General features: G+C 33.1%; 23 protein-coding genes. 6 read left to right on the top strand and 17 right to left on the bottom strand.

Translation table 11 applies throughout. The features are described 5' to 3' along the window. Window positions 1–162: 162 nt before the first annotated feature. The 4 genes from ACFVRR_RS13300 to ACFVRR_RS13315 all read right to left on the bottom strand — a co-directional run bounded on the left by ACFVRR_RS13300 (window position 163) and on the right by ACFVRR_RS13315 (window position 3,831). Complete coding sequence (locus tag ACFVRR_RS13300) at window positions 163–339, bottom strand: DUF4177 domain-containing protein (protein ID WP_167555369.1); 177 nt, start codon at window positions 337–339, stop codon at window positions 163–165. A gap of 367 nt (window positions 340–706) precedes the next feature. Next, the gene (pnpS, locus tag ACFVRR_RS13305) at window positions 707–2,473 is read right to left on the bottom strand and encodes a two-component system histidine kinase PnpS (protein WP_387329112.1); all 1,767 of its coding nucleotides are present in this window, start codon (window positions 2,471–2,473) and stop codon (window positions 707–709) included. Beyond that, window positions 2,466–3,182: a winged helix-turn-helix domain-containing protein gene (locus ACFVRR_RS13310; RefSeq protein ID WP_387329115.1), complete on the bottom strand. Its 717-nt coding sequence runs from the start codon at window positions 3,180–3,182 to the stop codon at window positions 2,466–2,468. Before ACFVRR_RS13310 ends, pnpS begins: the two co-directional genes overlap by 8 nt. A gap of 178 nt (window positions 3,183–3,360) precedes the next feature. Continuing rightward, window positions 3,361–3,831, bottom strand: coding sequence for a MaoC/PaaZ C-terminal domain-containing protein (locus tag ACFVRR_RS13315; RefSeq protein ID WP_097979085.1), 471 nt, complete (start codon window positions 3,829–3,831; stop codon window positions 3,361–3,363). A gap of 336 nt (window positions 3,832–4,167) precedes the next feature. Here ACFVRR_RS13315 and ACFVRR_RS13320 point away from each other — a divergent pair, with 336 nt between their 5' ends. Then, window positions 4,168–4,632: a phage tail protein gene (locus tag ACFVRR_RS13320; RefSeq protein ID WP_387329119.1), complete on the top strand. Its 465-nt coding sequence runs from the start codon at window positions 4,168–4,170 to the stop codon at window positions 4,630–4,632. A 59-nt stretch (window positions 4,633–4,691) separates the two neighbouring features. Here the strand turns inward: ACFVRR_RS13320 and mdh are convergent, their stop codons facing one another. From mdh to ACFVRR_RS13340, 4 genes are all read right to left on the bottom strand, one after another. Beyond that, a complete protein-coding gene (gene mdh, locus ACFVRR_RS13325) occupies window positions 4,692–5,630 on the bottom strand; it encodes a malate dehydrogenase (RefSeq protein ID WP_387329122.1) in 939 nt (312 codons plus the stop codon). A 36-nt stretch (window positions 5,631–5,666) separates the two neighbouring features. Continuing rightward, complete coding sequence (gene icd, locus ACFVRR_RS13330; protein WP_129691823.1) at window positions 5,667–6,947, bottom strand: NADP-dependent isocitrate dehydrogenase; 1,281 nt, start codon at window positions 6,945–6,947, stop codon at window positions 5,667–5,669. Window positions 6,948–7,081: 134 nt separating this feature from the next. Continuing rightward, window positions 7,082–8,200: a citrate synthase gene (citZ, locus tag ACFVRR_RS13335; RefSeq protein WP_387329125.1), complete on the bottom strand. Its 1,119-nt coding sequence runs from the start codon at window positions 8,198–8,200 to the stop codon at window positions 7,082–7,084. A 175-nt stretch (window positions 8,201–8,375) separates the two neighbouring features. Continuing rightward, entirely contained in the window at window positions 8,376–8,834 is a 459-nt protein-coding gene (locus tag ACFVRR_RS13340) for a DUF441 domain-containing protein (protein WP_069034597.1), read from the bottom strand. A gap of 123 nt (window positions 8,835–8,957) precedes the next feature. Here ACFVRR_RS13340 and ytvI point away from each other — a divergent pair, with 123 nt between their 5' ends. After that, window positions 8,958–10,070 (top strand): sporulation integral membrane protein YtvI, encoded by a 1,113-nt coding sequence (gene ytvI / locus ACFVRR_RS13345; protein WP_387329129.1) that lies wholly within the window; start codon window positions 8,958–8,960, stop codon window positions 10,068–10,070. Between the two features lie 96 nt (window positions 10,071–10,166). Here the strand turns inward: ytvI and ACFVRR_RS13350 are convergent, their stop codons facing one another. The 7 genes from ACFVRR_RS13350 to dnaE form a co-directional block, all read right to left on the bottom strand. Then, window positions 10,167–10,562, bottom strand: a complete 396-nt coding sequence (locus ACFVRR_RS13350) for an FxsA family protein (protein WP_387329132.1) — start codon at window positions 10,560–10,562, stop codon at window positions 10,167–10,169. A gap of 101 nt (window positions 10,563–10,663) precedes the next feature. After that, window positions 10,664–12,418, bottom strand: a complete 1,755-nt coding sequence (pyk, locus tag ACFVRR_RS13355) for a pyruvate kinase (protein WP_387329134.1) — start codon at window positions 12,416–12,418, stop codon at window positions 10,664–10,666. A gap of 79 nt (window positions 12,419–12,497) precedes the next feature. Then, complete coding sequence (gene pfkA, locus ACFVRR_RS13360; protein ID WP_098232213.1) at window positions 12,498–13,457, bottom strand: 6-phosphofructokinase; 960 nt, start codon at window positions 13,455–13,457, stop codon at window positions 12,498–12,500. Between the two features lie 239 nt (window positions 13,458–13,696). Beyond that, a complete protein-coding gene (accA, locus tag ACFVRR_RS13365) occupies window positions 13,697–14,659 on the bottom strand; it encodes an acetyl-CoA carboxylase carboxyl transferase subunit alpha (RefSeq protein WP_387329139.1) in 963 nt (320 codons plus the stop codon). Then, the gene (accD, locus tag ACFVRR_RS13370; RefSeq protein WP_097979232.1) at window positions 14,659–15,459 is read right to left on the bottom strand and encodes an acetyl-CoA carboxylase, carboxyltransferase subunit beta; all 801 of its coding nucleotides are present in this window, start codon (window positions 15,457–15,459) and stop codon (window positions 14,659–14,661) included. Before accD ends, accA begins: the two co-directional genes overlap by 1 nt. Before the next feature lie 370 nt (window positions 15,460–15,829). Then, on the bottom strand, window positions 15,830–17,062 hold the full coding sequence (gene ystJ, locus ACFVRR_RS13375) for an NADP-dependent malic enzyme (protein ID WP_387329141.1): 1,233 nt from the start codon (window positions 17,060–17,062) through the stop codon (window positions 15,830–15,832). 138 nt (window positions 17,063–17,200) lie between these two features. Then, on the bottom strand, window positions 17,201–20,545 hold the full coding sequence (gene dnaE / locus ACFVRR_RS13380; RefSeq protein WP_387329144.1) for a DNA polymerase III subunit alpha: 3,345 nt from the start codon (window positions 20,543–20,545) through the stop codon (window positions 17,201–17,203). A gap of 173 nt (window positions 20,546–20,718) precedes the next feature. On the opposite strand from dnaE, the gene ytrH reads away from it, so the two are divergent. After that, window positions 20,719–21,054 (top strand): sporulation membrane protein YtrH, encoded by a 336-nt coding sequence (gene ytrH / locus ACFVRR_RS13385; protein WP_286163724.1) that lies wholly within the window; start codon window positions 20,719–20,721, stop codon window positions 21,052–21,054. After that, the gene (gene ytrI, locus ACFVRR_RS13390) at window positions 21,054–21,557 is read left to right on the top strand and encodes a sporulation membrane protein YtrI (RefSeq protein ID WP_098426567.1); all 504 of its coding nucleotides are present in this window, start codon (window positions 21,054–21,056) and stop codon (window positions 21,555–21,557) included. The genes ytrH and ytrI overlap by 1 nt, the downstream gene beginning before the upstream one ends. Before the next feature lie 47 nt (window positions 21,558–21,604). Here the strand turns inward: ytrI and ACFVRR_RS13395 are convergent, their stop codons facing one another. Next, complete coding sequence (locus ACFVRR_RS13395; protein ID WP_387329149.1) at window positions 21,605–22,543, bottom strand: DHH family phosphoesterase; 939 nt, start codon at window positions 22,541–22,543, stop codon at window positions 21,605–21,607. Window positions 22,544–22,636: 93 nt separating this feature from the next. Here ACFVRR_RS13395 and ACFVRR_RS13400 point away from each other — a divergent pair, with 93 nt between their 5' ends. Continuing rightward, a complete protein-coding gene (locus ACFVRR_RS13400) occupies window positions 22,637–22,927 on the top strand; it encodes a YtpI family protein (protein WP_097979098.1) in 291 nt (96 codons plus the stop codon). A 33-nt stretch (window positions 22,928–22,960) separates the two neighbouring features. Beyond that, window positions 22,961–23,974 carry a hypothetical protein gene (locus ACFVRR_RS13405; protein WP_097979099.1) on the top strand — a complete coding sequence of 338 codons (1,014 nt, stop codon included), beginning with the start codon at window positions 22,961–22,963 and terminating at the stop codon, window positions 23,972–23,974. Between the two features lie 160 nt (window positions 23,975–24,134). On the opposite strand, the gene ACFVRR_RS13410 is transcribed toward ACFVRR_RS13405, so the two are convergent. Further along, window positions 24,135–25,451, bottom strand: a complete 1,317-nt coding sequence (locus ACFVRR_RS13410) for a DRTGG domain-containing protein (RefSeq protein ID WP_387329153.1) — start codon at window positions 25,449–25,451, stop codon at window positions 24,135–24,137. Between the last annotated feature and the right edge of the window lie 106 nt (window positions 25,452–25,557).

Consider the following 25,557-nt stretch of genomic DNA (forward strand, 5'->3'; position numbering starts at 1 on the left):
AATCGTTTCCTCATTTCCTTGCTCTTAACATTTTAACACGAACTATTCATAAAAGAAAAAGAGGTCGTCTTTGATTCAGACATATTAAAAGTTTTTATTCACTTGAGATTAAAGTTGAATAATTATGACTTTTAAGAATGAATCGTAAGACTACCTCTGTAATTAATTTAAGTCGATTTCTCGCTCAAAAATTAGTTCAACACATGAACCTTCTATTGCTTGCTGATTGTTAACAACCTGATGAAGGCGCCAGCCACTTTTAGCATAGTTCCCAACTACATCATAATAATGACGATTTGATGATTTCGTGTTAACTTTTACAAATTCGTATTCGTACATCTGTATCCACCCTCCGATGTATGATTCAACACTCATAATTTCCCCAAAAATTATAAAAGTAATATGATCAAATAAAGAAAACTCGTCGACTGACAAGCCTTTTAGGAAGAGGCGAAGTAGCACTTATACTTTATTCCTAAAATTGGTGATTACTCGCTGCCAATTTATACGATCTTAAAGTGCAATAAAAAGGTATCCACTAGTATGGACACCTTAAAGATAAATTAAAACATTTTTGAATATAAAAAATCCCGGAAGTATAACTACTCCCGGTTTAAGACAACTCCTTGGATGAAGGGGTTTTCATCATAACTATACCAATTATTTATTAATTATTAATAAATACAATGTAAAATCAATGTAAATGTCACATCGAAATATTTTTATTTAAGGTTACAATGAATACCGTCCCATGGCCTAGTTTACTTTCAACTTCGATTTTGCCTTTATGAGCTTCGACAAGATGCTTTACAATCGCTAGACCTAGGCCAGTCCCTCCGGAGTTCCTACTTCTTGCTTTATCTACTCTGTAAAAACGTTCGAAAATACGAGATATATCTTCTTTTCCAATTCCAACTCCTGTGTCATTGACCCTTAAAACAATCTGATCATTTGTCTCGGAGGCAGTAATAAACACTTTACCACCAGCTGGAGTGTAGTGAATTGCGTTATCAACTAAATTAATAATTACTTGTTTTAATCTTAATGCATCTGCATATACAACTAACGGACTATTTAAGTATAATTTGAAGTCTATATTTTTCTCTTCTGCTTTTTGATTAAGCATTTGCTGTACATCTTCAATAACTTGTTTTGCGGATACTTCTGCAAGATCTAATTTAAAATTCTGTTGTTCAATTTTTGAAAGGTCTAATAAATCTTGAATAAGTGTCTGCATACGATCACTTTCCGTTAAAATAATCGATAAGAAGTTTTTACATAACTCATCATTTTCCATTGCTCCATCAAGTAGCGTTTCAGTAAAACCTTTAATAGATGTAATTGGCGTTTTAAGCTCGTGAGATACATTTGCAAAAAAATCTTTTCGAACTTGCTCTAATTTCTTTAATTCACTTATGTCATGGAAAACAAGTACAATTCCTTTCCACTCGTGATTTATCCCAATAATTGGTGCACCGTATATTTCAAAATGTTTTCTTTCAATTGATAACGGCAGAATGATTTGCTTTCTAACTTTTATTTCTTTTAGAAAAATTTCTTCCACGATTTCAATAACTTCTTTATGTTTAAATGCGTCATAATAAAGCTCACCCAGTATACTTCTCGAGTCAATTTTGAACGTTTCTCGATATGTTTTATTAATTAGGTTTACATGACCTCTACTATTAATTAAAACAACTCCGCTACCAATATTATGGATCAATGTGTTTAATCGATCTTGCTGCATTTCTTGTTGACTAGTCATTTCTTGCAGATTTTTTGCAAGTACATTCATTGCTTGACTTAACATTGTTGTCGATTCATTACTTTCGGCTAATGTTCTAGCTTTATAATTCCCTTTGGATAATTCAATTGCAACTTGTGTAATATCTTCAATTGGTTTTGAAAATTGATGCGAATACCGTATTAGTAAAATTATGATGGCAAATAAAACAAAACCTAATAATGAAAATAATAACATCGAAATACTTCGGTAAACTTCTTTGATTGACTTAGTTGAATAATCAACAATCAAAAATTGTTTATTACCATGTTTATCTGTTATTTTCTTGCCGTAATATTTAGCAGCAGAATCTTTTTCGATAAATTTAGCTGCAGAATTTACTTTATCAAGTCGTTCTAAATAAGCTTTTAAATTCTTTGATGATATATTCAATTCCACATTCTCATTGCTAGATTTAGCGATCAGATTATAATGATCATCAAATAAAATTATATCGATATTTAAATCCTTAGATATCTTTTTTAACGTTTGATTAGATATATTCTTTGTTAATGGGGTATTCGACTCCATTATTGAAGCAATCAAGTTCGTCTCTTTCTCAATTCTTTGATCATAGTTTGTCAGATAAAAGGATTTAAATATTTGCCCTAGTACGATTCCTAATATAACAAGAATAACGATTATTATTGCAGAGAATCCATAGAGCAATTTTCGATTTAGATTACTCATTTAATCTTGGTTCCTCTAATTTATATCCTAATCCACGAATTGTTTTTATATAAACTGGTTTTTTCGAATCTAGTTCAATTTTTTCTCTTAAATGGCTAATATGAACATCGACAATTCTAGTGTCTCCAGCAAAATCATAATTCCAAACGGCACTTAATAATTGATCTCGAGTTAATACTCTACCTTTATTTTTCGTTAAATATAATAATAACTCAAATTCCTTAGGTGTTAACTCCAGTTTTTCACCTTGGAAATATGCTTCATAATACTCAGGTAGAATCTTTAAATCAGCAATTATTAAAGTATCAGCGTCGTCGTTAGATTGTACTGGTGTCTCAGTAATTTTAGATCTTCTTAAAATCGCTTTAACTCTAGCTACGACTTCTCTTGGGCTAAATGGTTTTGTCATGTAATCATCGGCACCAAGTTCAAGTCCTAACACTTTATCAAATTCATCATCTTTTGCTGTAACCATTAAAATAGGCGTCGTGTTTCTTTGAAGTCTTAATTCTTTACATACTTCCATACCATCTTTTTTAGGTAGCATTAGATCTAGAACAATTAATTCTGGTTTTTCCTCTACAGCCTTTAGTAAACCTTCTTCCCCATCAGTAGCTGTAACAACTTGAAAGCCTGCCTGTTCTAGGTTAAATTTGATTAAAGTTAAGATATGCTCTTCATCGTCAACTACAAGAATTTTATTGTTCATTTCATATTCCTCCAGGTCATTGTTAAACCCTCATCCATTTGTATCCTATTTTATTTATTTATATCTACTTTTTAATCATACTAAAAATTCGACCAGACGTAAAACGTAAAAAGCAGGGATGGAAAATACATTCAAAGGTAAAACAACAAAAAAAGAATGTCAGTTGACATTCTTTAAGTTAAAAGTTTTCATATAGTAGAGCATTCGATTGGTTTACTGTTGGTGGAATTACTGTCAGTTTTCCATTAGCAATTTCAGTTTGCGTTTTATTTAAAACGCTTACATTAATACATACTTCATTTAAACCTGAGTTAATTTCGACTACCTCAAAATGAATTGAAATTGTTTCATTATGATATATATGTTGATCGAATTGAAGTTCTTTTTTAATAATATGACTTCCTGGGCCAGGTAAATGTTTTGTAACTGCTGCAGAGACTAATCCGCTTATAATAAAACTTGGAACAATCGGTTTATTATATTTTGTTTGCGAAGCATAGTTGTATTGAGTATATAATGGGTTTGTATCGCCTGTTAGAGCCAGGTATAAGTAAATATGTTTTTCATCAATATGTTCTGTTACAATTAACTTTTCACCAATTGAAATGTCTTCAAGTTTTCGTCCGATTTTTGCTTTTTTAGTTAACATATTAAACCCCCTGTTTATCTTAATATTTTAAAAATTCGATAAACAACAGCAAATTTCCTTCTTAATCGGCAAAATTTTTATAAAAAACTTATAAAAAATTTTACTATTCGTCTATTCATATTTTCCCCCTTATAGAAGATAAAATTCTATCTTTCTCCTTAATAAGTAATTTAAATACTCCTATACGTACTCCCTTTAAAATCCGTATAAAAATCATGTTGTTTGTTGCATAAAATACTTGTACATACTTATACCGAGAAACGTCATTTCGGAAACATAAGTTTTTGGTATAATTTAGTAGATAAGATGTTTAAATTAAGAAAAGGAGAGATGGACATGTCCTATATAGTTGATTTTAAAAATGTGTCTACGGTTGGTTTAGAGTCCTCCCCAGTAGTCGATGCACTTGCTGGTTTACGCGCTAATGAAGCTCGTTATTTTATGAACAAGTACAAACATGAGTTTACGGTCGTACCTGCTAGTGAAAGTCAGGAGACACTTGATTATGTTAACCGAATTTTGAAAGAAGAACGTGAGATCGTATTCGCAGCTAAGCCTTTAGAAACTTCTCGTTTTCAAGTGGAAAATATTAAATTCACCTACGTCTTTTATGAGGATGGACTTTCGGTCAACGTTATGTATACAGTTGATGATCCTAAAAAGCGGGCTGTTGGTTTTAAACTTTCTGACGGAATGGAAATTCCAGCGGAGTTAGTAGAGAAGTTTAAGTTTGCTAGGCAGAAATCGAAACTAGCTGGAACGATTCGTGGATCTTATTTTGTTATTAAAGGTGAATATTAAAGTAAGCTAAAAATCAAAGACCCACAAGATAATTAGAAATTACCTTGTGGGTCTTCTTTTTAAGCTAAAACGTTCATAACGTTTTTGACAGCTGCAACTGAACGATCTAACGCTGCTTTTTCTTCAGCGGTTAAATCTAATTCGATAATTTGTTCAATACCGTTTCCGCCAATAATTGTAGGAACTCCTAAGTAAATACCGCTGTACCCATATTCGCCTTCTAAATAAGCGATTGTAGGTAACACGCGACGTTGATCCTTAAGTATAGCTTCAACCATTTCTACTAAAGATGCAGCAGGTGCATAATAAGCACTTCCGTTACCTAGTAGATTAACGATTTCTCCGCCACCCTTACGAGTACGTTCAACAATTGCATCTAAACGATCTTTTGGAATTAATTTTTCTAATGGAATACCACCAGCATATGAATAACGCACTAATGGTACCATATCGTCTCCATGACCACCTAAAACAAATCCAGTAATATCTTTAACGGATAAATTTAATTCTTGAGCTACAAACGTTCTAAAACGAGCTGTGTCAAGAACTCCGGATTGTCCTATAACGCGGTGTTTAGGAAAACCAGCTTCTTTGTATACTGTATAAGTCATTGCATCAACCGGATTAGTTAAAACAACGATTGTACAGTTAGGAGAGTATTTTACGATTTCACGAGTAACTGCTTTCATGATGTTTGAGTTAGTTGATACTAAATCATCGCGGCTCATACCCGGTTTACGAGCGATACCTGCTGTGATGACTACTACATCTGAATCTGCTGTGTCAGCATAATCACTAGTACCAATAATGTTAGCATCAAATCCTTGAACTGGACTTGCTTCAAGCATATCTAAGGCTTTGCCCTTAGTAGGGTTCTCTAGTTGTGGAATATCAACTATTACGACATCCCCTAATTCCTTTTGTGCAAGCAAGAAAGCTGTTGTAGCACCAGTAAACCCAGCACCTACCACGGAAATTTTACGTCTACGAATTGACATATAAATACCTCCCTTTTGTTTACAAACACAATTTAATTATACAAGAACTGATTCCATATTTGAAATTAATTCGTTTGCAAATTCAGAACATTTCACTTCAGTAGCTCCATCCATTAGACGAGCAAAGTCATAAGTAACAACTTTTGAAGCGATTGTTTTTTCCATTGATTTAAGAATCATAGAAGCTGCTTCATTCCAACCCATATGCTCAAGCATTAATACTCCAGAAAGAATAACTGAAGATGGGTTTACTTTATCTAGTCCAGCGTATTTAGGTGCTGTACCATGAGTAGCTTCAAAAATAGCATGTCCAGTTTCGTAGTTGATATTTGCTCCAGGAGCGATACCAATTCCACCAACTTGAGCAGCAAGTGCATCAGAAATATAGTCACCATTTAAGTTCATTGTAGCTACTACATCGAACTCACGTGGTCTTGTTAAAATTTGTTGTAAGAAGATATCAGCAATGCTGTCTTTTACTAGGATTTTACCAGCTTTTTCAGCTTCATCCATTGCTTTGTTAGCAGCATCTTTACCGCTTGTTTCTACAATGCGATCGTATTCTGCCCATGTAAATACTTTATCGCCGAATTCTTGCTCAGCAACTTCATAACCCCAGTTCTTAAATGCACCTTCAGTAAATTTCATAATATTACCTTTATGAACTAAAGTTAAAGATTTACGGTTTTCTTGAATAGCATAATTAATTGCTGCGCGTACAAGACGTTTTGTACCTTCTTCAGAAATTGGTTTAATACCGATACCAGATGTTTCTGGGAAACGGATTTTATTAACACCCATCTCTTTTTGTAAGAATTCAATAACTTTTTGAACTGCTTCAGAACCTTTTTCATATTCGATACCAGCATAGATATCTTCAGTGTTTTCACGGAAGATTACCATATCTGTATCTTCTGGACGTTTAACTGGTGAAGGTACACCTTCAAAGTAACGTACAGGACGTAAGCACACAAATAAATCTAATTCCTGACGTAGAGCAACGTTTAAAGAACGAATACCGCCACCAACTGGAGTTGTTAAAGGTCCTTTAATTGCGATCATGTATTCTTCAATTAAATTTAAAGTTTCTTGAGGTAACCATTCACCAGTAGCATTAAATGCTTTTTCACCAGCAAGAACTTCTTTCCATTCAATTTTACGATTGCCATTATATGCTTTTTCAACAGCTGCATCTAAAACACGTGAAGATGCTGCCCAAATGTCTGGGCCTGTACCGTCGCCTTCAATAAAAGGAATAATTGGATTGTTTGGCACGTTTAATTGGCCGTCTACTAATGTAATTTTTTCAGCTTGCATTACATGCTCCCCCTTGTATAAATAAATTAAATTCATTAAAATACATGCTTTTGAGAGGAAGATTCCTCTTCCTCTCTTTACTATACCACTATTATTCGAATATTAAATACTATTTTAAGTATTCAATTACTTCTTTATGCACGCTCTTCAATTGGAATGTAAGAGTTTTTCTCTGGTCCTGTATAATCTGCACGCGGACGAATAATACGATTATTTTCATATTGTTCTAAAATGTGTGCAGTCCAGCCAGACATACGGCTAATAGCAAAGATTGGAGTGAATAAATCATGTTCAATTCCTAAACTGTGATAAACAGATGCAGAGTAGAAATCAACATTTGGTGGAATATTCTTTTGAGTTGTAACAAGTTCTTCAATTTTTTCAGACATTGTGTACCATTTTAACTCTCCAGTAATTGCACCTAATTGACGAGACATTTCTTTTAAATGTTTCGCACGTGGGTCCCCACCACGATATACGCGATGTCCGAATCCCATAATTTTAGCTTTAGCATCCATTTTCTCTTGAATGTAAGACTCAACATTTTCAACCTCACCGATTTCAGCTAACATTTTCATAACGCTTTCATTTGCGCCGCCGTGTAATGGACCTTTTAAAGCTCCAATCGCAGCTGTAATTCCTGAATAAATATCAGATAATGTAGCTACGCAAACGCGTGCAGTAAATGTCGAAGCATTTAATTCATGGTCAGCATGTAGTACTAAAGCCTTATTAATTGCTTCTTCAGCAATTGCATTAGGTTTATCACCAGTTAGCATGTATAAGAAATTAGCCGAAAATGATAAATCTTTATTAGGAGCGACTGGTTCAAGCCCCTGACGAATTCGAGAAAACGCTGCCACAAATGTTGAAATTTTAGCTTGAAGTTGGATTGCTTTAAGATAATTTGAATCTGAGTCCATTGCTTCAGCATTTTTATCATACAATGCAAGCATTGAAATAACTGTACGTAGTACAGTCATAGGATGTACATTTTTTAAATTAGTTGATTTTAAGTAAGTAATAACTTCTTCTGGTAATTCAGCATTATCTGCTAATTGGGAAGCAAGTTCTTTAAGTTGATCCTTATTTGGTAATTTGCGATGCCATAATAAATATACTACTTCTTCAAAACTTGCATATTCTGCTAATTCATCAATACCGATACCTACATACGTTAATGTATCATCAATAATAGAACTTATAGAAGTCGTAGCTGCTACAACACCCTCTAAACCACTTTTAACTGTCATATTCCCCTCTCTCCTTTACACAAAAATTTCCCTAGTATTTAATACATACATATACTGGTATAACTCTTTTAAATTACCGAGTATACATAGAAAGGAACCCTACTATCATTTATTATAAACAATAATCTGACTTTTGTGAATGAAAACAATTTACTAAAATATAATTTTTATGCAATTACTTAATTAATTCTACAATCCAAATGAATAGATATGCGATTCCAGCTCCAATTAAAGGCCCTACTGCAACCCCTTTAAATACCGCGACAGACAGTACAGTACCTAGTACTAATGCTGCTGTTATTTGTGGACTAGTTGCTAATAATTGTACTCCACCTTTTGCCAAAAGAGCCACGGCGATACCAGAGAGTAGTGCGATCCAGGCAACAGGGGTTTTTAACGCATCAATCAAATTTTTAAAACCGATTTCACCGGTCGCTATTGGTACTAATACAGCAATCGTAATGATTGTTACGCCTAAATTAATACCTTTTGATTGCATATAAGGAAATACTCGAACTCCTAGGGGAGTATATTTTAGTACTAACAATACTATAATTGAAATAATTAAAGAGTTATTTTTAGCAATTGCACCAATTAATAATAAAACCAAAAGAAAAATTGTCGATTCACTCATTTGTTAGTATCCCCTTAATGTATAATTTATTAATAAATACTATCAAACTTTACTATTATAAAAAAATAATTCTTGATAAAATAAGACAAGAGGACTCATTTCACTTTGGAAGGAGGGAAAAGTTTGAATAGAACTTTAGTTTTTCAGATCACTCGGTTTTTATTTGTAATCGCATGTACTATTTTAGGTCTTTACGTTGCACTATTCATCTCAAAACTTACATACCCTTTCATCATTGCTTTAATCATTGCATACCTTTTAAATCCACTAGTAAATTTATTAAACGAAAAAGCCAGAATACCAAGAGGAATAGCAGCTTTTTTATCTATTATTTTACTTTTAGCTGTTCTAGCAGGATTATTTACATTACTAATTACGGAAATCATTTCAGGTTCAACCTATTTAATTCAGGTAGTTCCAGAAAGCTTTGAACGATTAATTTATTTCGTTGAAAATATGGTGACTGATAAGGTGATTCCTTTATATGACTTAATTATGAGTAAGTATAGTCAACTCGGTGCTGGTCAACAACAAACGATTCGCACAAATATACAGTCGATTGGTGATTCTGCAATTAATCTAGGAAAAGAAGCATTAAACGGAATTATTGTAGGAATTAAATTAGTAATCGCTTTATTACCAAATACTGCTACCTTAATATTCGTTTCCTTATTAGCAACATTCTTTATTAGTAAAGATTGGTACAAAATAAAAAATTTATTCGCAAAATATACTCCAGATCGAATTCAACATTACAGCAAAACAATTTTTATTGATTTACGAAAAGCTTTATTTGGTTTTATTAAAGCACATATCACTCTTATTTCTATGACGACAGTGCTAGTCTTAATCGGATTATTAATATTAAGAGTTCCTTTTGCTATCACTATAGCTATTCTAATCGGTTTCATCGACTTACTTCCTTACTTAGGAACTGGCTTAATTTTCGTACCATGGATCTTATATACGTTTTTGTCTAACGATTATAAATTGACGATTGGTCTCGCAATTTTATATGGTGTTGTAATTGTCCAACGTCAACTTGCAGAGCCAAAAGTTCTATCTTCAAATATTGGATTACAACCACTTCCTACTTTAATCTCGTTATTTGTTGGTTTTAAATTTTTGGGTTTACTAGGATTAATTGCCGGTCCAGTAACTTTAGTAATTTTATCAACCTTATACCGAGCAAGAGTCTTCCATGAACTTTGGTATTATATTAGAGGTTCGAATTAAACTCAAAATCTAAATTTCTTTGCAAATTAAAAACGAGAAAGCTAACTGCTTTCTCGTTTTTTGTCTCTTATAAAAAATCTTATTCATTTTTAATGTTTATTTTTTTATAAATCCAGTCCAAACAACATTACCTTTTAGTCTTTTCATAACAAAATAAATAAGTTGTTGAACAAATTTGATTCTAATTGGTTTAATTAGCAACACGATTGCCAGTAAGTCGGTAATTGGTCCTGGAATAAAAAACAGGAGGCCAATTAGGAAAAATGATAATCCCTCTATCATGATTAAATCTGGCATTTTGCCTGCCCGAATCTGTTCTCCGGCTTGTTGTTTAACTGTAACCCAAACGGTTCTCATGATATATATACCGATCAAAAGCGTACCGATTAGCCAAAGGAATACTGATAAGGAACCAATTACTTTACCAAGTAATGTTAAACAGATTAAATCAATTAATGGGATTAACAATAGCCAACCAACAAGTTTTTTCATGATAGTTTCACCTCTTGCTTAGAATTAAATGTATCTCTTAATAATCTTATTCATGTCAATAAATAAAGAGAAGGAAACTTTGTCCTTCTCTTTATTATATCTTAAAATATGCTTTTATGTCCTGTACTAACTATTCCTCTAGAAGCATCTACTGTAACAGCTTGACCGTTTACTAAGATGTTTGTTGCATTTTCAACTCCAACAATTACTGGAATTCCTAAGCTAACACCTACTACTGCAGCATGGCTAGTTAATCCACCTTCTTCAGTAATAATAGCTGCTGCTCTTTCAATCGCTGGCATCATGTCTCTATCTGTGCTATTTGTTACAAGAATACTTCCTGGTGTAACTTTCGAAACAGCTTCTTCACCAGTTTTTGCGATGACAACTTTTCCTGCAGCAGTTTTGCGACCAATGCCTTGACCTTGAGCGATCACGTCACCAACTACATGAATTTTCATCATATTTGTCATACCTGTTTCACCAATTGGTAATCCAGCAGTAATGATGACAGTATCACCATTTGAAACAAATTTAGCGTCTTGAGCTGCTTCCATAGCATGTTGTAACATTTCATCAGTTGAGTTTGCTCTTTCTCTATATTCAGTTTGAACTCCCCAAACTAAAGTTAGGCGGCGACAAATACGAATATCAGATGTAATAGCTAAAATCGGAGCTTTTGGACGATATTTTGAAATCATTTTCGCAGTATGTCCACTCTCAGTAGGAGCAATAATTGCAGCTACTTTTAAGTTTAAAGCCGTTGCTGCAACCGATTGACCAATTGCATCTGTAATTGTACCTTTATTTTCTCTTTGACGCTTTTTAAATAATTCTTCGTATTGTAAGCTTTTTTCAATTCGTAGCGCAATTGAGTTCATCATTGAAACAGATTCGATTGGATATGAACCTGCAGCAGTTTCTCCTGATAACATAATTGCATCCGTTCCATCAAGAATCGCATTTGCAACGTCACTTGCCTCTGCTCGTGTAGGTCGAGGATTACGTTGCATAGAATCTAACATTTGTGTAGCAGTAATGACTGGCTTACCTAAGTTATTACATTTTTTAATTAATAGTTTTTGAACGATTGGTACCTCTTCTGGTGGAATTTCTACACCCATATCACCACGTGCAACCATTAAACCATCTGAAACCTCAAGAATTTCATCGATATTATCGATCCCTTCTTGGTTTTCTATTTTCGGTATAATTTGAATATACTCAGCGCCATGTTTACCTAAAAGCTCACGAATTTCTAATACATCAGAAGCTTTACGAACGAAAGATGCAGCAATAAAATCAACATTTTGTTCAATACCAAATTCGATATCGCTTATATCTTTTTCTGTAATACCAGGTAGATTTACGCGTACATTTGGTACGTTTACACCTTTTTTATTTTTAACTAAACCGCTGTTTAACACTTTAGTACGAATATCATTTCCTTCAATACCGATTACTTCTAATCCTATTAAACCATCGTCGATAAGAATTTTAGAACCAACATGTACGTCGTCAATTAATCCTTCATAAGAAACTGCAAATTTTTCTGCTGTACCTACTACTGGTTCCGTAGTAATAATAACTTCATTTCCAGTTATTAATTCTGCTTGGCCACCTTCAAAATCTAAAGTACGAATTTCTGGACCTTTTGTATCTAAAAGAATTGCTACAGTTCTACCAGTTTTTTTTGAAGCCTCGCGGATACTTGTAATTCTTGCAGCATGCTCTTCATGAGAACCGTGCGAGAAGTTTAAACGTGCTACGTTCATTCCTGCATTAATTAACTCTACTAATTTTTCTATCGATTCACTAGCAGGACCGATCGTACAAACTATTTTTGTTTTACGCATTTTTTACCCTCCAAATTTGTATAAAACTCTATTCTATTACGAAATTTATGAAATCGATTGCTCAATTAAATCTATCTAATTAAATTGAAAGTTCTTGAGATAATTGATACATATCTTGATCAAGTTCATGCTTTTTAGATAGTGCTTCGATAATGTCATGGTCAACTAACTTATTATTTTGGATTCCAACACAACGTCCACCTTTGCCCTCCATAAGTAGTTCAACCGCTCTCGCTCCTAGACGACTTGCTAAAACTCGATCAGCCGCACTTGGTGAACCACCACGTTGAACATGTCCTAAAACTGTTACACGCGTGTCAAAGTGAGTTCGTTCTTGTATTACTTTACCAATTTCAATTGCACTTCCGACGCCTTCTGCAACTACAATGATACTATGTTTTTTACCACGCTCACTACCGCGGTTTAATTTACTAATAATATCATCCATATCATAATCACATTCAGGTATTAATATCGTTTCTGCTCCATCAGCTAATCCTGCCCATAATGCAATGTCACCTGCATTACGACCCATAACTTCAATTACATAAGTACGCTCATGTGATGTCGCTGTATCACGAATTTTATCAATCGCATCAATAACAGTATTTAATGCTGTATCGAATCCAATTGTAAAATCTGTACCCGGAATATCATTATCAATTGTACCTGGAACACCAACGCAAGGATAACCATGTTCAGTCAGCTTCTTTGCACCTTGATATGATCCATCTCCACCAATAACAACTAATCCTTCAATTCCAAACTTTTTAAGCTGTTCGATCCCTTTCATTTGTCCTTCTAATGTTTTAAATTCTGGACAACGTGCACTAAGTAGTTTTGTTCCACCACGATGAATAATATCACCAACAGAACCTAACTCTAGCTTCTCAATATTTCCATTAATAAGGCCAGAATAACCTTGGTATACACCATAAACTTCTAGACCGTGGAAAATCGCTTTCCTTACAACTGCACGTACAGCAGCATTCATTCCTGGAGAGTCTCCACCACTAGTTAATACGCCAATTCTTTTCATTATGTAGTCACCTCATTGATTTTACCTTATGCATTTATTCATTTAAATAAAGTACCATGTAATACATTTTTAAACAATAGAAATAATGTGAACTTTTTCATAAACTTTTTTTAATGAATGAAATACTTGTAAAAATTATGACGATAGTCTTTACGCATAATGTTATTTTTTACTAATTTCTAAAAAAAATACAAAAAAGAGCATGCTAACATATTGTTTCACACACTCTAGAAGTTAAACTAAATATTATTGGTAAAAGAAATTTTTCCTAATTTTGCGTGTTTTTCATATCGTTGTTGAACTAGCTCTTCTTTATCCATAGTTAACAATGACTTTAATGTTTCGTATAAGTACTTATCGATATATTTAGCCTGTTGTTCAACATCATTTTGTGCTCCACCTTTTACTTCAGGAATAATTTGGTCAACTACACCTAATTCTAATAAGTCTGGAGCTGTAATTTTCATTGTTTCAGCTGCTCTACGTGCTTGTGAAGAATCTTTCCATAATAATGCTGCTGCACCTTCTGGTGAAATAACAGAGTAAGTTGAGTTTTCTAACATCAGTAACTTATTACCAATTCCTAATGCTAACGCTCCACCACTACCACCTTCGCCAATTACGATACAAATAGTAGGTACTTTTAAGCCTGCCATTTCAAAAATATTTCGAGCAATTGCTTCACTTTGTCCACGCTCTTCAGCTGCCTTACCAGGATATGCACCTTTTGTATCGATAAACGCGATAATTGGTCTGTTAAATTTCTCTGCTTGCTTCATTAAACGAAGTGCTTTTCGGTACCCTTCTGGATGTGGCATACCGAAATTACGTCTAATATTTTCTTTTGTATCTTTACCACGTTGATGTCCAACGACAGTAACAGGTAAACCACGGTAAGATGCGATACCTGAAACGATTGCAGCATCGTCTCCAAATAATCGATCACCATGACACTCAAAGAAATCTGTAAATAATCTATTAACATAATCTAAAGTAGTTGGTCGTTCTGGATGTCTAGCAACTTGTACACGATCCCAAACTCCCATGTTACCGTATATTTCATTTTCTAAGGTTTTTAAACGTTCTTCTAAACGTCTGATTTCTTCAGAAAAATCAACATCATGTTGACTTGTATAAACCTTAAGTTCGTCTATTTTCGTCTTTAGTTCATGAATCGGTTTTTCGAATTCTAACATAACCACTATTGCAAGACACCCCCTTGATGTAAGTTAAGGATTGTAAATAGTTTTGAACGTAATTCTAATCGTGAAATGACTGCATCAAGCTGACCATGATTCATTAAGAATTCAGCAGTTTGGAAGTCTTCAGGTAGTTCTTCACGGATCGTTTGCTCAATAATACGTCTACCAGCAAAACCAATTAAAGCACCAGGCTCAGCAAAGTTAAAATCGCCTAAAGAAGCAAAACTAGCAGAAACTCCACCTGTAGTTGGATTTGTCATAATAGAAATAGCTAAATAACCTAGCTCGCTATGCTTTTTAAGCGCGGCACTAGTTTTTGCCATTTGCATTAAACTTAAAATACCTTCCTGCATACGAGCTCCGCCAGATGCAGTAAAAATAATAAATGGTGAACCGTCAGATGAAGCTCGCTCAACTGCACGAGTTATTTTCTCTCCGACAACAGATCCCATGCTTCCCATTCGGAATCTTGCATCCATAACTGCAATTACAACAGGAATTCCGTCGATTTTTCCTTTTCCTGTAACAATCGCCTCGTTAAGCTCTGTTTTTTTACGGTCACCTTCAAGCTTCTCTATGTAATCAGGGAAGTGTAAAGGATTTGCAGAAACCATATTTTGATCAAACTCTTCAAAAGTATCTTCATCAATTAAGCTTTCGATTCTTTCGAATGCTGTCATTTGATGGTGATATCCACAACTATTACAAACTTTTAGGTTTTTTATTAATTCTTTTGTAATACTAATTTTTTTACATTTAGGACATTTTGTCATAACACCGTCAGGTAAATCTTGTCTCATTACTTCTGAAGGTATAGATGCATATTTTTTCTTTTTGGAAAATAAGTCTTTGATTTGCAACCTAATTCCTCCTAACTTTTTTAGTACTAAATACTAATAGGATACTATAAATGTTATACACTTTTTGTTAACATTTGTCGATAAAATTCAGCTAAATTTCGCCATTTCAACCATTTAACCAACTTGAAATTTGTAGAAAATCTAAAAAAACTAATTTATACATTTTTTATGAAATTCCTTTAATTTCCAACAATCCCTGCTCTTTTTTACCACATCTAAGTATTATATCAGATAAAAAAGGATAGTACTACATTACTTAATTTTAGTATTGTAATACTATCCCCATTAATATTGATATCTGGTAATAAAATTATTTAATTAAAGCTAGTTTTTTTGTTTTTTCTTCGATTTCTTTCGGGTCAACATTCAGTCTCGCAACCCCTGTTTCCATTGCAGCTTTTGCCACACTAGCAGCTACTTTTGGAGCCACTCGAGGATCAAATGGTGCTGGAATAATAAAATCTGGAGATAGATCAGCTTCACTTACTAAACTTGCAATCGCATTTACTGCAGCAATTTTCATCTCTTCATTAATATGTGTAGCACGAACATCTAATGCTCCACGGAAAATTCCTGGGAATGCAAGAACGTTATTTACTTGGTTAGGATAATCACTTCGACCAGTACCAATTACTAAAGCCCCTGCTTCTTTTGCATCTTCAGGCATAATTTCTGGATCAGGATTAGCCATTGCAAAAATAACAGGATTTTCATTCATTGAACGGACCATTTCTTGAGTTACTGCTCCTTTTACAGAAACCCCAATAAATACGTCTGCCCCTTCAAGTACTTCTTTAAGGCTACCTTGAATTTTATCTTTATTTGTGTATTTTGCAACTTCATTTTTAACGGTATTCATACCATTTGGACGCCCTTCGTAAATCGCGCCTTTTGTATCACACATAATAATTTGGCGAACACCAAAACGATATAATAATTTTAAAATAGCAATACCTGCAGCTCCTGCACCATTTAGGACCACTTTAATATCAGCCATATTTTTATTCACTATTTTTAAAGCATTAACTAAACCTGCAAGTGTAACGATAGCCGTTCCATGTTGATCATCATGGAATATTGGAATATTTGTTTCACGCTTTAAGCGCTCTTCTATTATAAAGCAGTTTGGAGCTGCAATATCTTCTAAATTTATTCCACCAAATGTAGGTTCTAACAATTTAACTGTTTGAATAATTAGCTCTACATCTTGCGTATTTAAGCAGATTGGAAATGCATCAACACCAGCAAAGCTTTTAAATAACGCAGCTTTACCTTCCATTACAGGTAATGCAGCTTCTGGTCCAATATTACCTAGTCCAAGAACGGCAGATCCATCCGAAACTACACCAACCATATTACCTTTCATTGTGTATTCATACACTCTGCTTTTTTCTTCGTAAATTTCTTTACACGGCTCGGCAACACCTGGTGAGTACGCTAAACTTAGTTCTTTAGCATTTGTAACTGGCACCTTAGAAACGGTTTCTAATTTACCTTGATGTACTCTATGCATATGTAATGCTTCTTCACTTAATAATGACAAACTATTCACTCTCCCTAATGTTGACGAGTTGACTTTTCAACTGTATATTTCTTAGTGATTTTCTCTTTAAAAGGTAAAATTTTCTTTTTGTATGATATCACATGTATATTACATAATAAATAGTTTAGAGAAGAATGTCTATTTCTTTAATACAACATTTGCATCCCCGACAATATTTCTTAACATCGAAAGACAATTCACAGAAGGATTCACATTATATTGTTCAGATAATTGAACAGCTTTTTTATTTTCTTCATAGTAAAGCACAACTTTCGCATGCCCTTTAAACTTAGAAATCGTTTGCTGTATTGTGTAGGAAATATTTTTATTAGTATGTCCCGTTATTTTAATAAATAAAGTATACTTCTTTTGGTCGTTTATTTCTTCCATTTCTTCGATTGTAAGGACTTCATTTATTATTAATTGTTTTCTTTCATCCCGTTCATCAACTTTTGCTTTAACTACAACTACTTCTTTTTCTTTTAATTTATGGCGGTATTTTTCAAATGTAGTAGGAAATACAACAGCATCAATTGAAGTACTTAAATCTTCAACTTCTAAAAAAGCCATATGCTGTTGTTTTTTTGTTTTTGTAATCCTTAAATCCTTAATATAGACGAACAGTAGATGCTCAGTATCTTTCTTCATCATAATTGATGAAATAGTCCCGGCATCACTTTCATTAAGCAACTTCTCGTATTGACTAATCGGATGTCCTGATAAATAAGTACCTAAAGCCTGTTTTTCAAGTTCAAGCTTAATTGAAATTTTCATTGGCTCCACTTTAATTATTTCTGGTTTAGGCACAAAATCTTCATCAAGAAATAAATCAAATTGATCTTCATTTTCAGGTCTTACTATATCCACGTAATCAAAAATCATATCAATATTTGCTAATAGCGTTGCACGGTCGAGCTCAAACTCATCAAAGCATCCCGAAAAAATTAAATTTTCTATACTTTTTCGGTTTAATGCTTTTGGTGAAATTTTAATGCACACTTCAAAAAAATCTTTATATGGTCGCTTTTGTAGAATTTCTCTTACAGTTGCCATTCCTATATTTTTAATAGCTAATAAACTATATCGAATACCATTTCCTTCAACTACAAATGCATATTGACTTTTATTGATTGAAGGTGGATAGATTGGGATCCCTTTCAATTTCGCTTCACCAATATAATTCGATACTTTCTCTTCACTTCCTATAAAACTCGATAAAAGTGCTGCATAAAATTCTAAAGGAAAATTTGCCTTTAAATAGGCTAGTTGATACGCAATCATACTATACGCAACAGCATGACTTCTATTAAATCCATAGTTAGCAAATTGGACAATTAAATCGTATACTTCATTTGCAACTTGTTCATCATAACCTTTAGCTATTGCACCTTCTACAAAATGAATTCTTTCTTTGTCTAAAACTTCCTTCTTCTTTTTACTTACAGCTCTTCGAAGTAAATCAGCTTCACTTAACGTAAATCCTGAAAGAGTTGAAGCAATTTGCATGATTTGCTCTTGATAGATGATTACGCCATATGTTGGTTTTAATATTTTTTCTAAAACCGGATGTGGATACGTTACTTTCTCCAATCCATGTTTATATTGAATAAATTTAGGGATTTGCTCCATTGGACCCGGACGATATAACGCGTTTACAGCCACTATATCTTCAAACTGATTAGGCTGTAATTGCTGTAGTACTCTTCTCATCCCTGATGATTCTAGCTGAAATACTCCTGAGGTATCTCCTTTACTAAGAATTTTAAATGTTTTTAGATCTTGTAACGGAATTTCTTCCAAATTAATTATTTCGCCTTTTGCTTCATAAATTAATCGACAGACCTCTTCTAATAAACTTAAGTTACGTAGGCCAAGGAAATCCATCTTAACTAATCCAAGCTCTTCAAGAATTTCTGCAGGATATTGTGTCAAAAACACTCCATGATTCCCTTCTTGTAACGGGACAACATTTGTTAACGGAAGTTCAGAAATAATAACACCTGCTGCATGAATGCTTGTATGGCGAGGTAATCCTTCAACTTGGCAAGCTACCTCAAATATCCGTTTATGAATACCAGAATGTTCAACATGACTTTTAAATGCTTTTGATTGCTCATAGACATCTTTTAATGAATTTCCTAGTGATGATGGAATTAGCTTCGAGTACCGATCTATTTCAGTTGATGAAAGTCCCATTACCCTAGCAATATCTCGAATGGCTGCTTTTGCTCCTAATGTTCCGAATGTAATAATTTGTGCAACATGTACATCACCATATTTTGAAGCGACATAATCAATCATTTCATCTCGTCGATGATCTGGAAAGTCAATATCAATATCTGGCATTGTAATTCTTTCTTCATTTAAAAAACGTTCAAATAGTAAATTATAATGTATTGGGTCTACATTCGTAATTTTTAATACGTAAGCCACTAAAGATCCCGCGGCGGAACCACGTCCTGGTCCAACAAATATCCCTTGTTCAAGAGCATATTTAATAAAATCCCAAACAATGAGGAAGTAATCATTAAATCCCATCTTATTGATTGTATTTAACTCAAATTCTAATCTTTGTTTAAGTTCATCATTTATTTCCCCGTACCGCTCAATCATGCCATTTTCACAAACCATTTTTAAGTATTCCACTGTTGAATATTCATCAGGTACTGTATACTTAGGCAATAATGGCTGATGAAAAGGAATCGTTACATTACATAGATCTGAAATATGTATAGTGTTTTGAAATGCTTCTTCTTCATCAGAAAACAACTTCAATAATTCGGCTTTTGATTTATAATAATATTCGTTCGAATGTAATCTTGGTCTTGATTCGTCCGATAACTTAGTACCATTTTTAACTGAAAATAACGCATCTTGAATAAGTGCATCCTCTTTTTCAATATATCGAACATCATTTGTAACAACTAAACTGATGTTTGTTTCTTTTTGTACTTGTTTAATTAATGGATATAGCGAACGATTTTCAGGTAAACCGTGATCTTGGATACTGACAAAAAAGTGATCGAAAATTGATTGATACTCTTTTACATGAACAATAGCTCTTTCGATTTCTCCATTCAATAGTAAGTTTTCAATTTCTCCCTCGATTCCTGGTGTAATAGCAATCACGCCGTTACTATATGCCGATAACCACTTTTTAGGAATTCCTTCTGGTGATTTTGTCCCTATTATACTTGTAAGTTTTAAAAGGTTTTGATAACCAATCAAATCTTTCGCTAGTAATATCAGCGGATAAGACTGATGTTCATCCATTAAAATTGAGATTTTCAGCCCAATTATTGGCTTAATCCCTGCTTTTTTACACGCATGATAAAAAGGAATTACCCCGTACATGACATTTTCATCTGCAATAGCAAGCGCAGGATGTCCTTCTCTAACAGCAGCATTAATTAATTCATCTATTTTACATGCGCTTTGCAATAAACTATAGGAACTTTGAACTTGCAAATGAACAAAACTCATCTACATTCCTCCTTACCATCTTTTCAATATAATCTATTCTATCACAAAATACGAACTTACATTCTATTTCCGTTCGTGAAAATTAAAACAAATCTTTTATTTTAAACTTACTTTAATACTCATCATACACATAACACTTTGTCCATATATATGAATTGAGGGAGTGAGGACAATTGGAGCTTAAGTTGCCATTTATACCAGCATTAATTTCAATGTATTTTATTTCACTAGGAATCATAATAGGTGGATCGATCATTGGTTCAATCGGATACTACGTCATTGGACAGCCGCCACTTAGCAGCATGTATGATTTATCAATGAAGTTACGAATTTGGGCAATTGTTGGGGCGATTGGCGGAACATTTGATACATTCTATAGTTTTGAAAAAGGATTATTTGAAGGAGAAACAATCGAATTCATTAAGCAAATTTTCATGATTATAGCTGCCATGGGAGGAACTCATACAGGTACAATCATTATGCAATGGTTTACAGGAGAACATGTTTAATGAAAGCTCCTCCAGAACAACTCTCCCACGCTTGGGCTAAATTTTTTGTAGGCATTTTTTTCGGGTTTATTATTAGTTGGCTTGTCTTTATTTATTTTTACGGTGTGACAGAAGAAGAGCAAGTAAAACAAATATCTGAATTAAAAATGCTCAATAAAGAATATTTAAGAGATAAAAATATATTTTTTGAAAATATGGAACGAATGAACAAGGAAAAAAAACGAAATTTAACAGTTCAAGAAATCAAAGTGACAATATTAAATTACAAACAATACAATTTAAATGAATTTACTAATCATCAACTTATAGATGATGTAAAGGATGACCTAAGTAATTTACTGACTCAAGATATAAAAAGCGTTTCCCAAAATCGGGAATTATTAAGACGTGCAGTCGAAAATAAAGTTTATATTAAAGATGATCGGCGATTTAAACTTGAAATAGATACAATCTACTTTGATACCGTATTAGAGATCACATTAAAAATAAAAAGCACAAAATAAATGAGAGGCTAGCATTCGATTAGCCTCTCAAATTTATTTTTAGAACTTTATTTTTCTTCCCTACAAACTTTTTTTAATTCTTCCACTACTTTTTCTGCTTCTTCCCATGAGAAGACTTTCGCTCCAGATGCAAGCGGATGTCCACCACCGTTAAACATAGCAGCTACTCCATTTATAACTGGTCCTTTTGAACGTAGACGTACTCGAATTAAATCCTCTTCTTCTAAAAAGATAACCCAAGCTTTTACCCCTTTTATATGTCCAAGTGAACTTACAGCCAATGAAGCTTGTTCCGAGTTTACATTGTATTCATCCATTAGAGCCTTTGTCATGTTTATATGACCGACTCCCTCTTCTGTTAGTCTAAAATTTTGAAGAACATATCCATTTAAATGAGCCATCTCAATTGATGTTTCGTACATATTGTCATATATTTCATTAATAGAAAAATCCTTTTTTATCAAATTACTAGCTGCATGAAAAGTTCTTTCTGTTGTACTTGGAAATAAGAATCTTCCTGTATCTCCAATAATCCCCGCATAAATTAGTCTCGCAGCTATGTCAGTTACGACTAATTGTTCATTACTACTCTCAGCCAGTTCAAAAATTAACTCACTTGTTGAACTTGCAGTAGTATCTACATGCATAATGTCACCGTATGGATCTACATTCGGATGATGGTCAATTTTAATCAGTTTCTTTCCAGTTGAATATCTAGCATCATCTACACGTTCAGTATTTGCAGTGTCACAAACAATGACAAGTGCATCCTTATAGACTTCATCTGAAATTTCATCCATTTTATATAAATACTCTAGAGATTGTGGCAAATGTCCTACTACATATACTTTTTTTGCAGGATAGCTCGCTTTAATCATCTCTGCTAAACCGCACTGTGAACCGATTGCATCTGGATCTGGGCGAACATGACGATGAATTATTATCGTATCAAACGAATGTATATCTTTTAAAATTTGTTCCTTCAACATTAAACTCTCCTTTATATGAAAACTTTTGAAATATAGTTTCTATGACTGTAAAATAGAATTATGTATTAGTCATTGAAAGGTGGAAGCTAAGTGAATAGCATTGCAACAATTGTAATTATATCTTTTCTGTTCTTCTTATTTTACGTTACCAAATTTTTCTTTACAAGCGAACTGTTAACAAAAAAAATTGCAGGATCACGTGCAAGATTAACTTTTGGATTATTCTTATTGCTTTACGGTATAAACCAAATTGTAGCAAAGCTTGAATTAATAACAATTTGTGTCGGTATTGTGTTCATTCTATTTGGCGCGGCAAATCTATATCGTGGATACTTACAGAATAAGCATTATAAAGCAATTGAAAACAAACAAACTGTTTAATCTTATAGTAATCTAGAAAGTGAGAAAACTTACATGATGACTGAAGAACTATTTTCATCAAAATTTGATGAACTAGTAGAATTATCACATTCTAGTAATAAACTTCAAAAACTACTTACTTTTGCAGAAGAATTAGAGAATCAAGAGGAATGGGGATATCTATATTACGTTAATATGGAATTAGCAGAAACTGCTTTTTCTATTGGTGAAATAGACTTATTTATTGATACCTTTTTGTGGTGTGTAGATTTATATGATCAAAACGAAGAACGTATCGAGCAAGAGCAGATCCTATGGCTGTACAAGTGGTTGTTAGAAATAATACCTCAGTCTCTCAGATTCTCGTTAGAAGAAATTCATCATTATTTCGAGGATTTTAAGAATCGTTTAGTGATTGCTAACTATTCTTTAAGACCTTATTTTCAAGCTCTATTTATAATGAACTTATATTTAAATCAAATTGATTACGCAAAACAAAACTATCAACTATACAAAAAATCTCCAAGGGATCATTTAAGTAATTGTGAAAAATGTGAAATGTATGGTGAAATGATTTATTTACTAAAAACTGATCATCTTCAAGAAGCGTTAAATCTACAAAATAAAATAATGAATAGCTCAGTAGATTGTGACGAAGCTATACACAAATCCTATTCAAAATTACTGCTTCCTTTATTAGAAGAAGGCAAAATAGATGAAGCATTAATTATTCAACAAAAAGCTTATTTTGTAACATACAATCGCACAAAATACATTCCTGAACTAAGTGAACAAATGATTTTTTTAACTTTTTGTGATCCTGACAGGGCAATTGAATTATTCTATAAACATGTTGATTTATGTGATAATCTTTCGAATCTATCATATAAATTCGAGTTTTGGCTAGCAGCATTATTTATGGCGAAAAAATTAAAAATAAATGAAGATGAATTTATTTATGACTTAAAGAAATTAGAAAAAATTGTATTTGACCTAGCAAAAGATTTTGATACTAGAAACGAAAATAATGAATTTGTTAATCGAGTTAATAAACTACTTTCGAATTAAAAATACGGGATGATTTTTTCATAAACTTCAAAGGCGGGAATCGTTTCCTGCTTTTTTTACGTAATTACAAATAATGGAAGCCCCAATAGGGCTTCCATTATTTGTAAAACTAAAAAATACATTCTCAGACTGATTGCAAGCGTTTGTCAACAGTCTGAGGTCATCGATCTAATAACTGCATCATCATCAATGCTTTACCTACTAATATTCCTTGCTGAAATACTTCAACATCAACTTTTCCAAATTTACGACCTAATTCTAAAACTTTTGGCTTAATTTCTATTACATCATCAATTTGAACTGGCTGTACGAAGTAAATTGTAATATTTTCTACGATTAAGTCCCCTTTTTTCATGTCACGAACTGCTCGTTTACCTGCCTCGGTTACAATCGTCGTAAATACGCCATGTGAAAGAGTACCAATTACATTCGTCATTTGAGGAGTTACATTACATCTAATCGTTAAGTCTTCATTTTTTTGATCTTTATTATTATGAAATTGACTAGTAACTATATCATCAATTGTTTCTCCCACTTGAGGTTGGCGTTGCAATTGTTGTAATGCTTCAAGTACATCTTGACGACTTATAATACCGATTAAATTATTCGATGTATTTACTACTGGTAGCAACTCTATGCCTTCCCAAACCATCATTCTAGCAGCTGCTGCAACCGACATCTTTTCATTTACACTTATTGGTTGTCTAGTCATGACTTTATCAATTCTTTGAGTACGTTGTTCATGTATAATATCCTTTGAAGTTACAATTCCTATTAGCTTACCTCGATCATCAATTACAGGATATCTTCCATGACCTGTATCTCTGTTATATTCATACCACTTTTCTACTTCATCAAATGGAGATAGTCTAGCTGTTTTTTCAGTTGGAATGAGTATATCCTCAACTAGTACTATATCTTTCTTAATTAACTGATCATAAATTGCTCTATTAATTAACGTCGCGACAGTAAACGTATCATAACTAGAAGAAATAATCGGCATTTTCATTTCATCCGCAAGACGTTTTACACTTTCATCTGTATCAAATCCACCTGTTACTAAAACCGCTGAACCTTCTTTTAATGCTAATTCATGTGCTTTCACTCGGTTTCCGACGATTAATAAATTATTTGCACTAATATATCTCATCATCGCATCAAGCTGCATTGCACCGATAACAAACTTATTAAGTGTTTTATGTAATCCTTCTTTACCACCTAAAACTTGTCCATCAACAATATTAACAACTTCGGCAAAAGTTAATTTTTCAATATTTTCTTTTCTTTTCGTTTCAATACGAATCGTACCTACACGTTCAATAGTACTAACAAATCCTTTGTTTTCCGCATCTTTAATTGCTCTATATGCTGTACCTTCACTTACACTTAAATCTTTTGCAATTTGTCTTACTGATATTTTATGACCGACCGGTAGTTGTTCAATATGTTCTAGTATTTGATCGTGCTTTGTAGTCAATTACCTCACCAAGCTTTCAATGGTTGTATTAATATTTTTATTAACTATTATATAACAATTCATACCATGAAAAAAAGCACGTTTCAACGCGCTTCTAATACTGTAC

It is taken from the genome of Gottfriedia sp. NPDC057948, assembly GCF_042887255.1.
In the GTDB taxonomy this organism is placed as follows: domain Bacteria; phylum Bacillota; class Bacilli; order Bacillales; family Bacillaceae_G; genus Gottfriedia.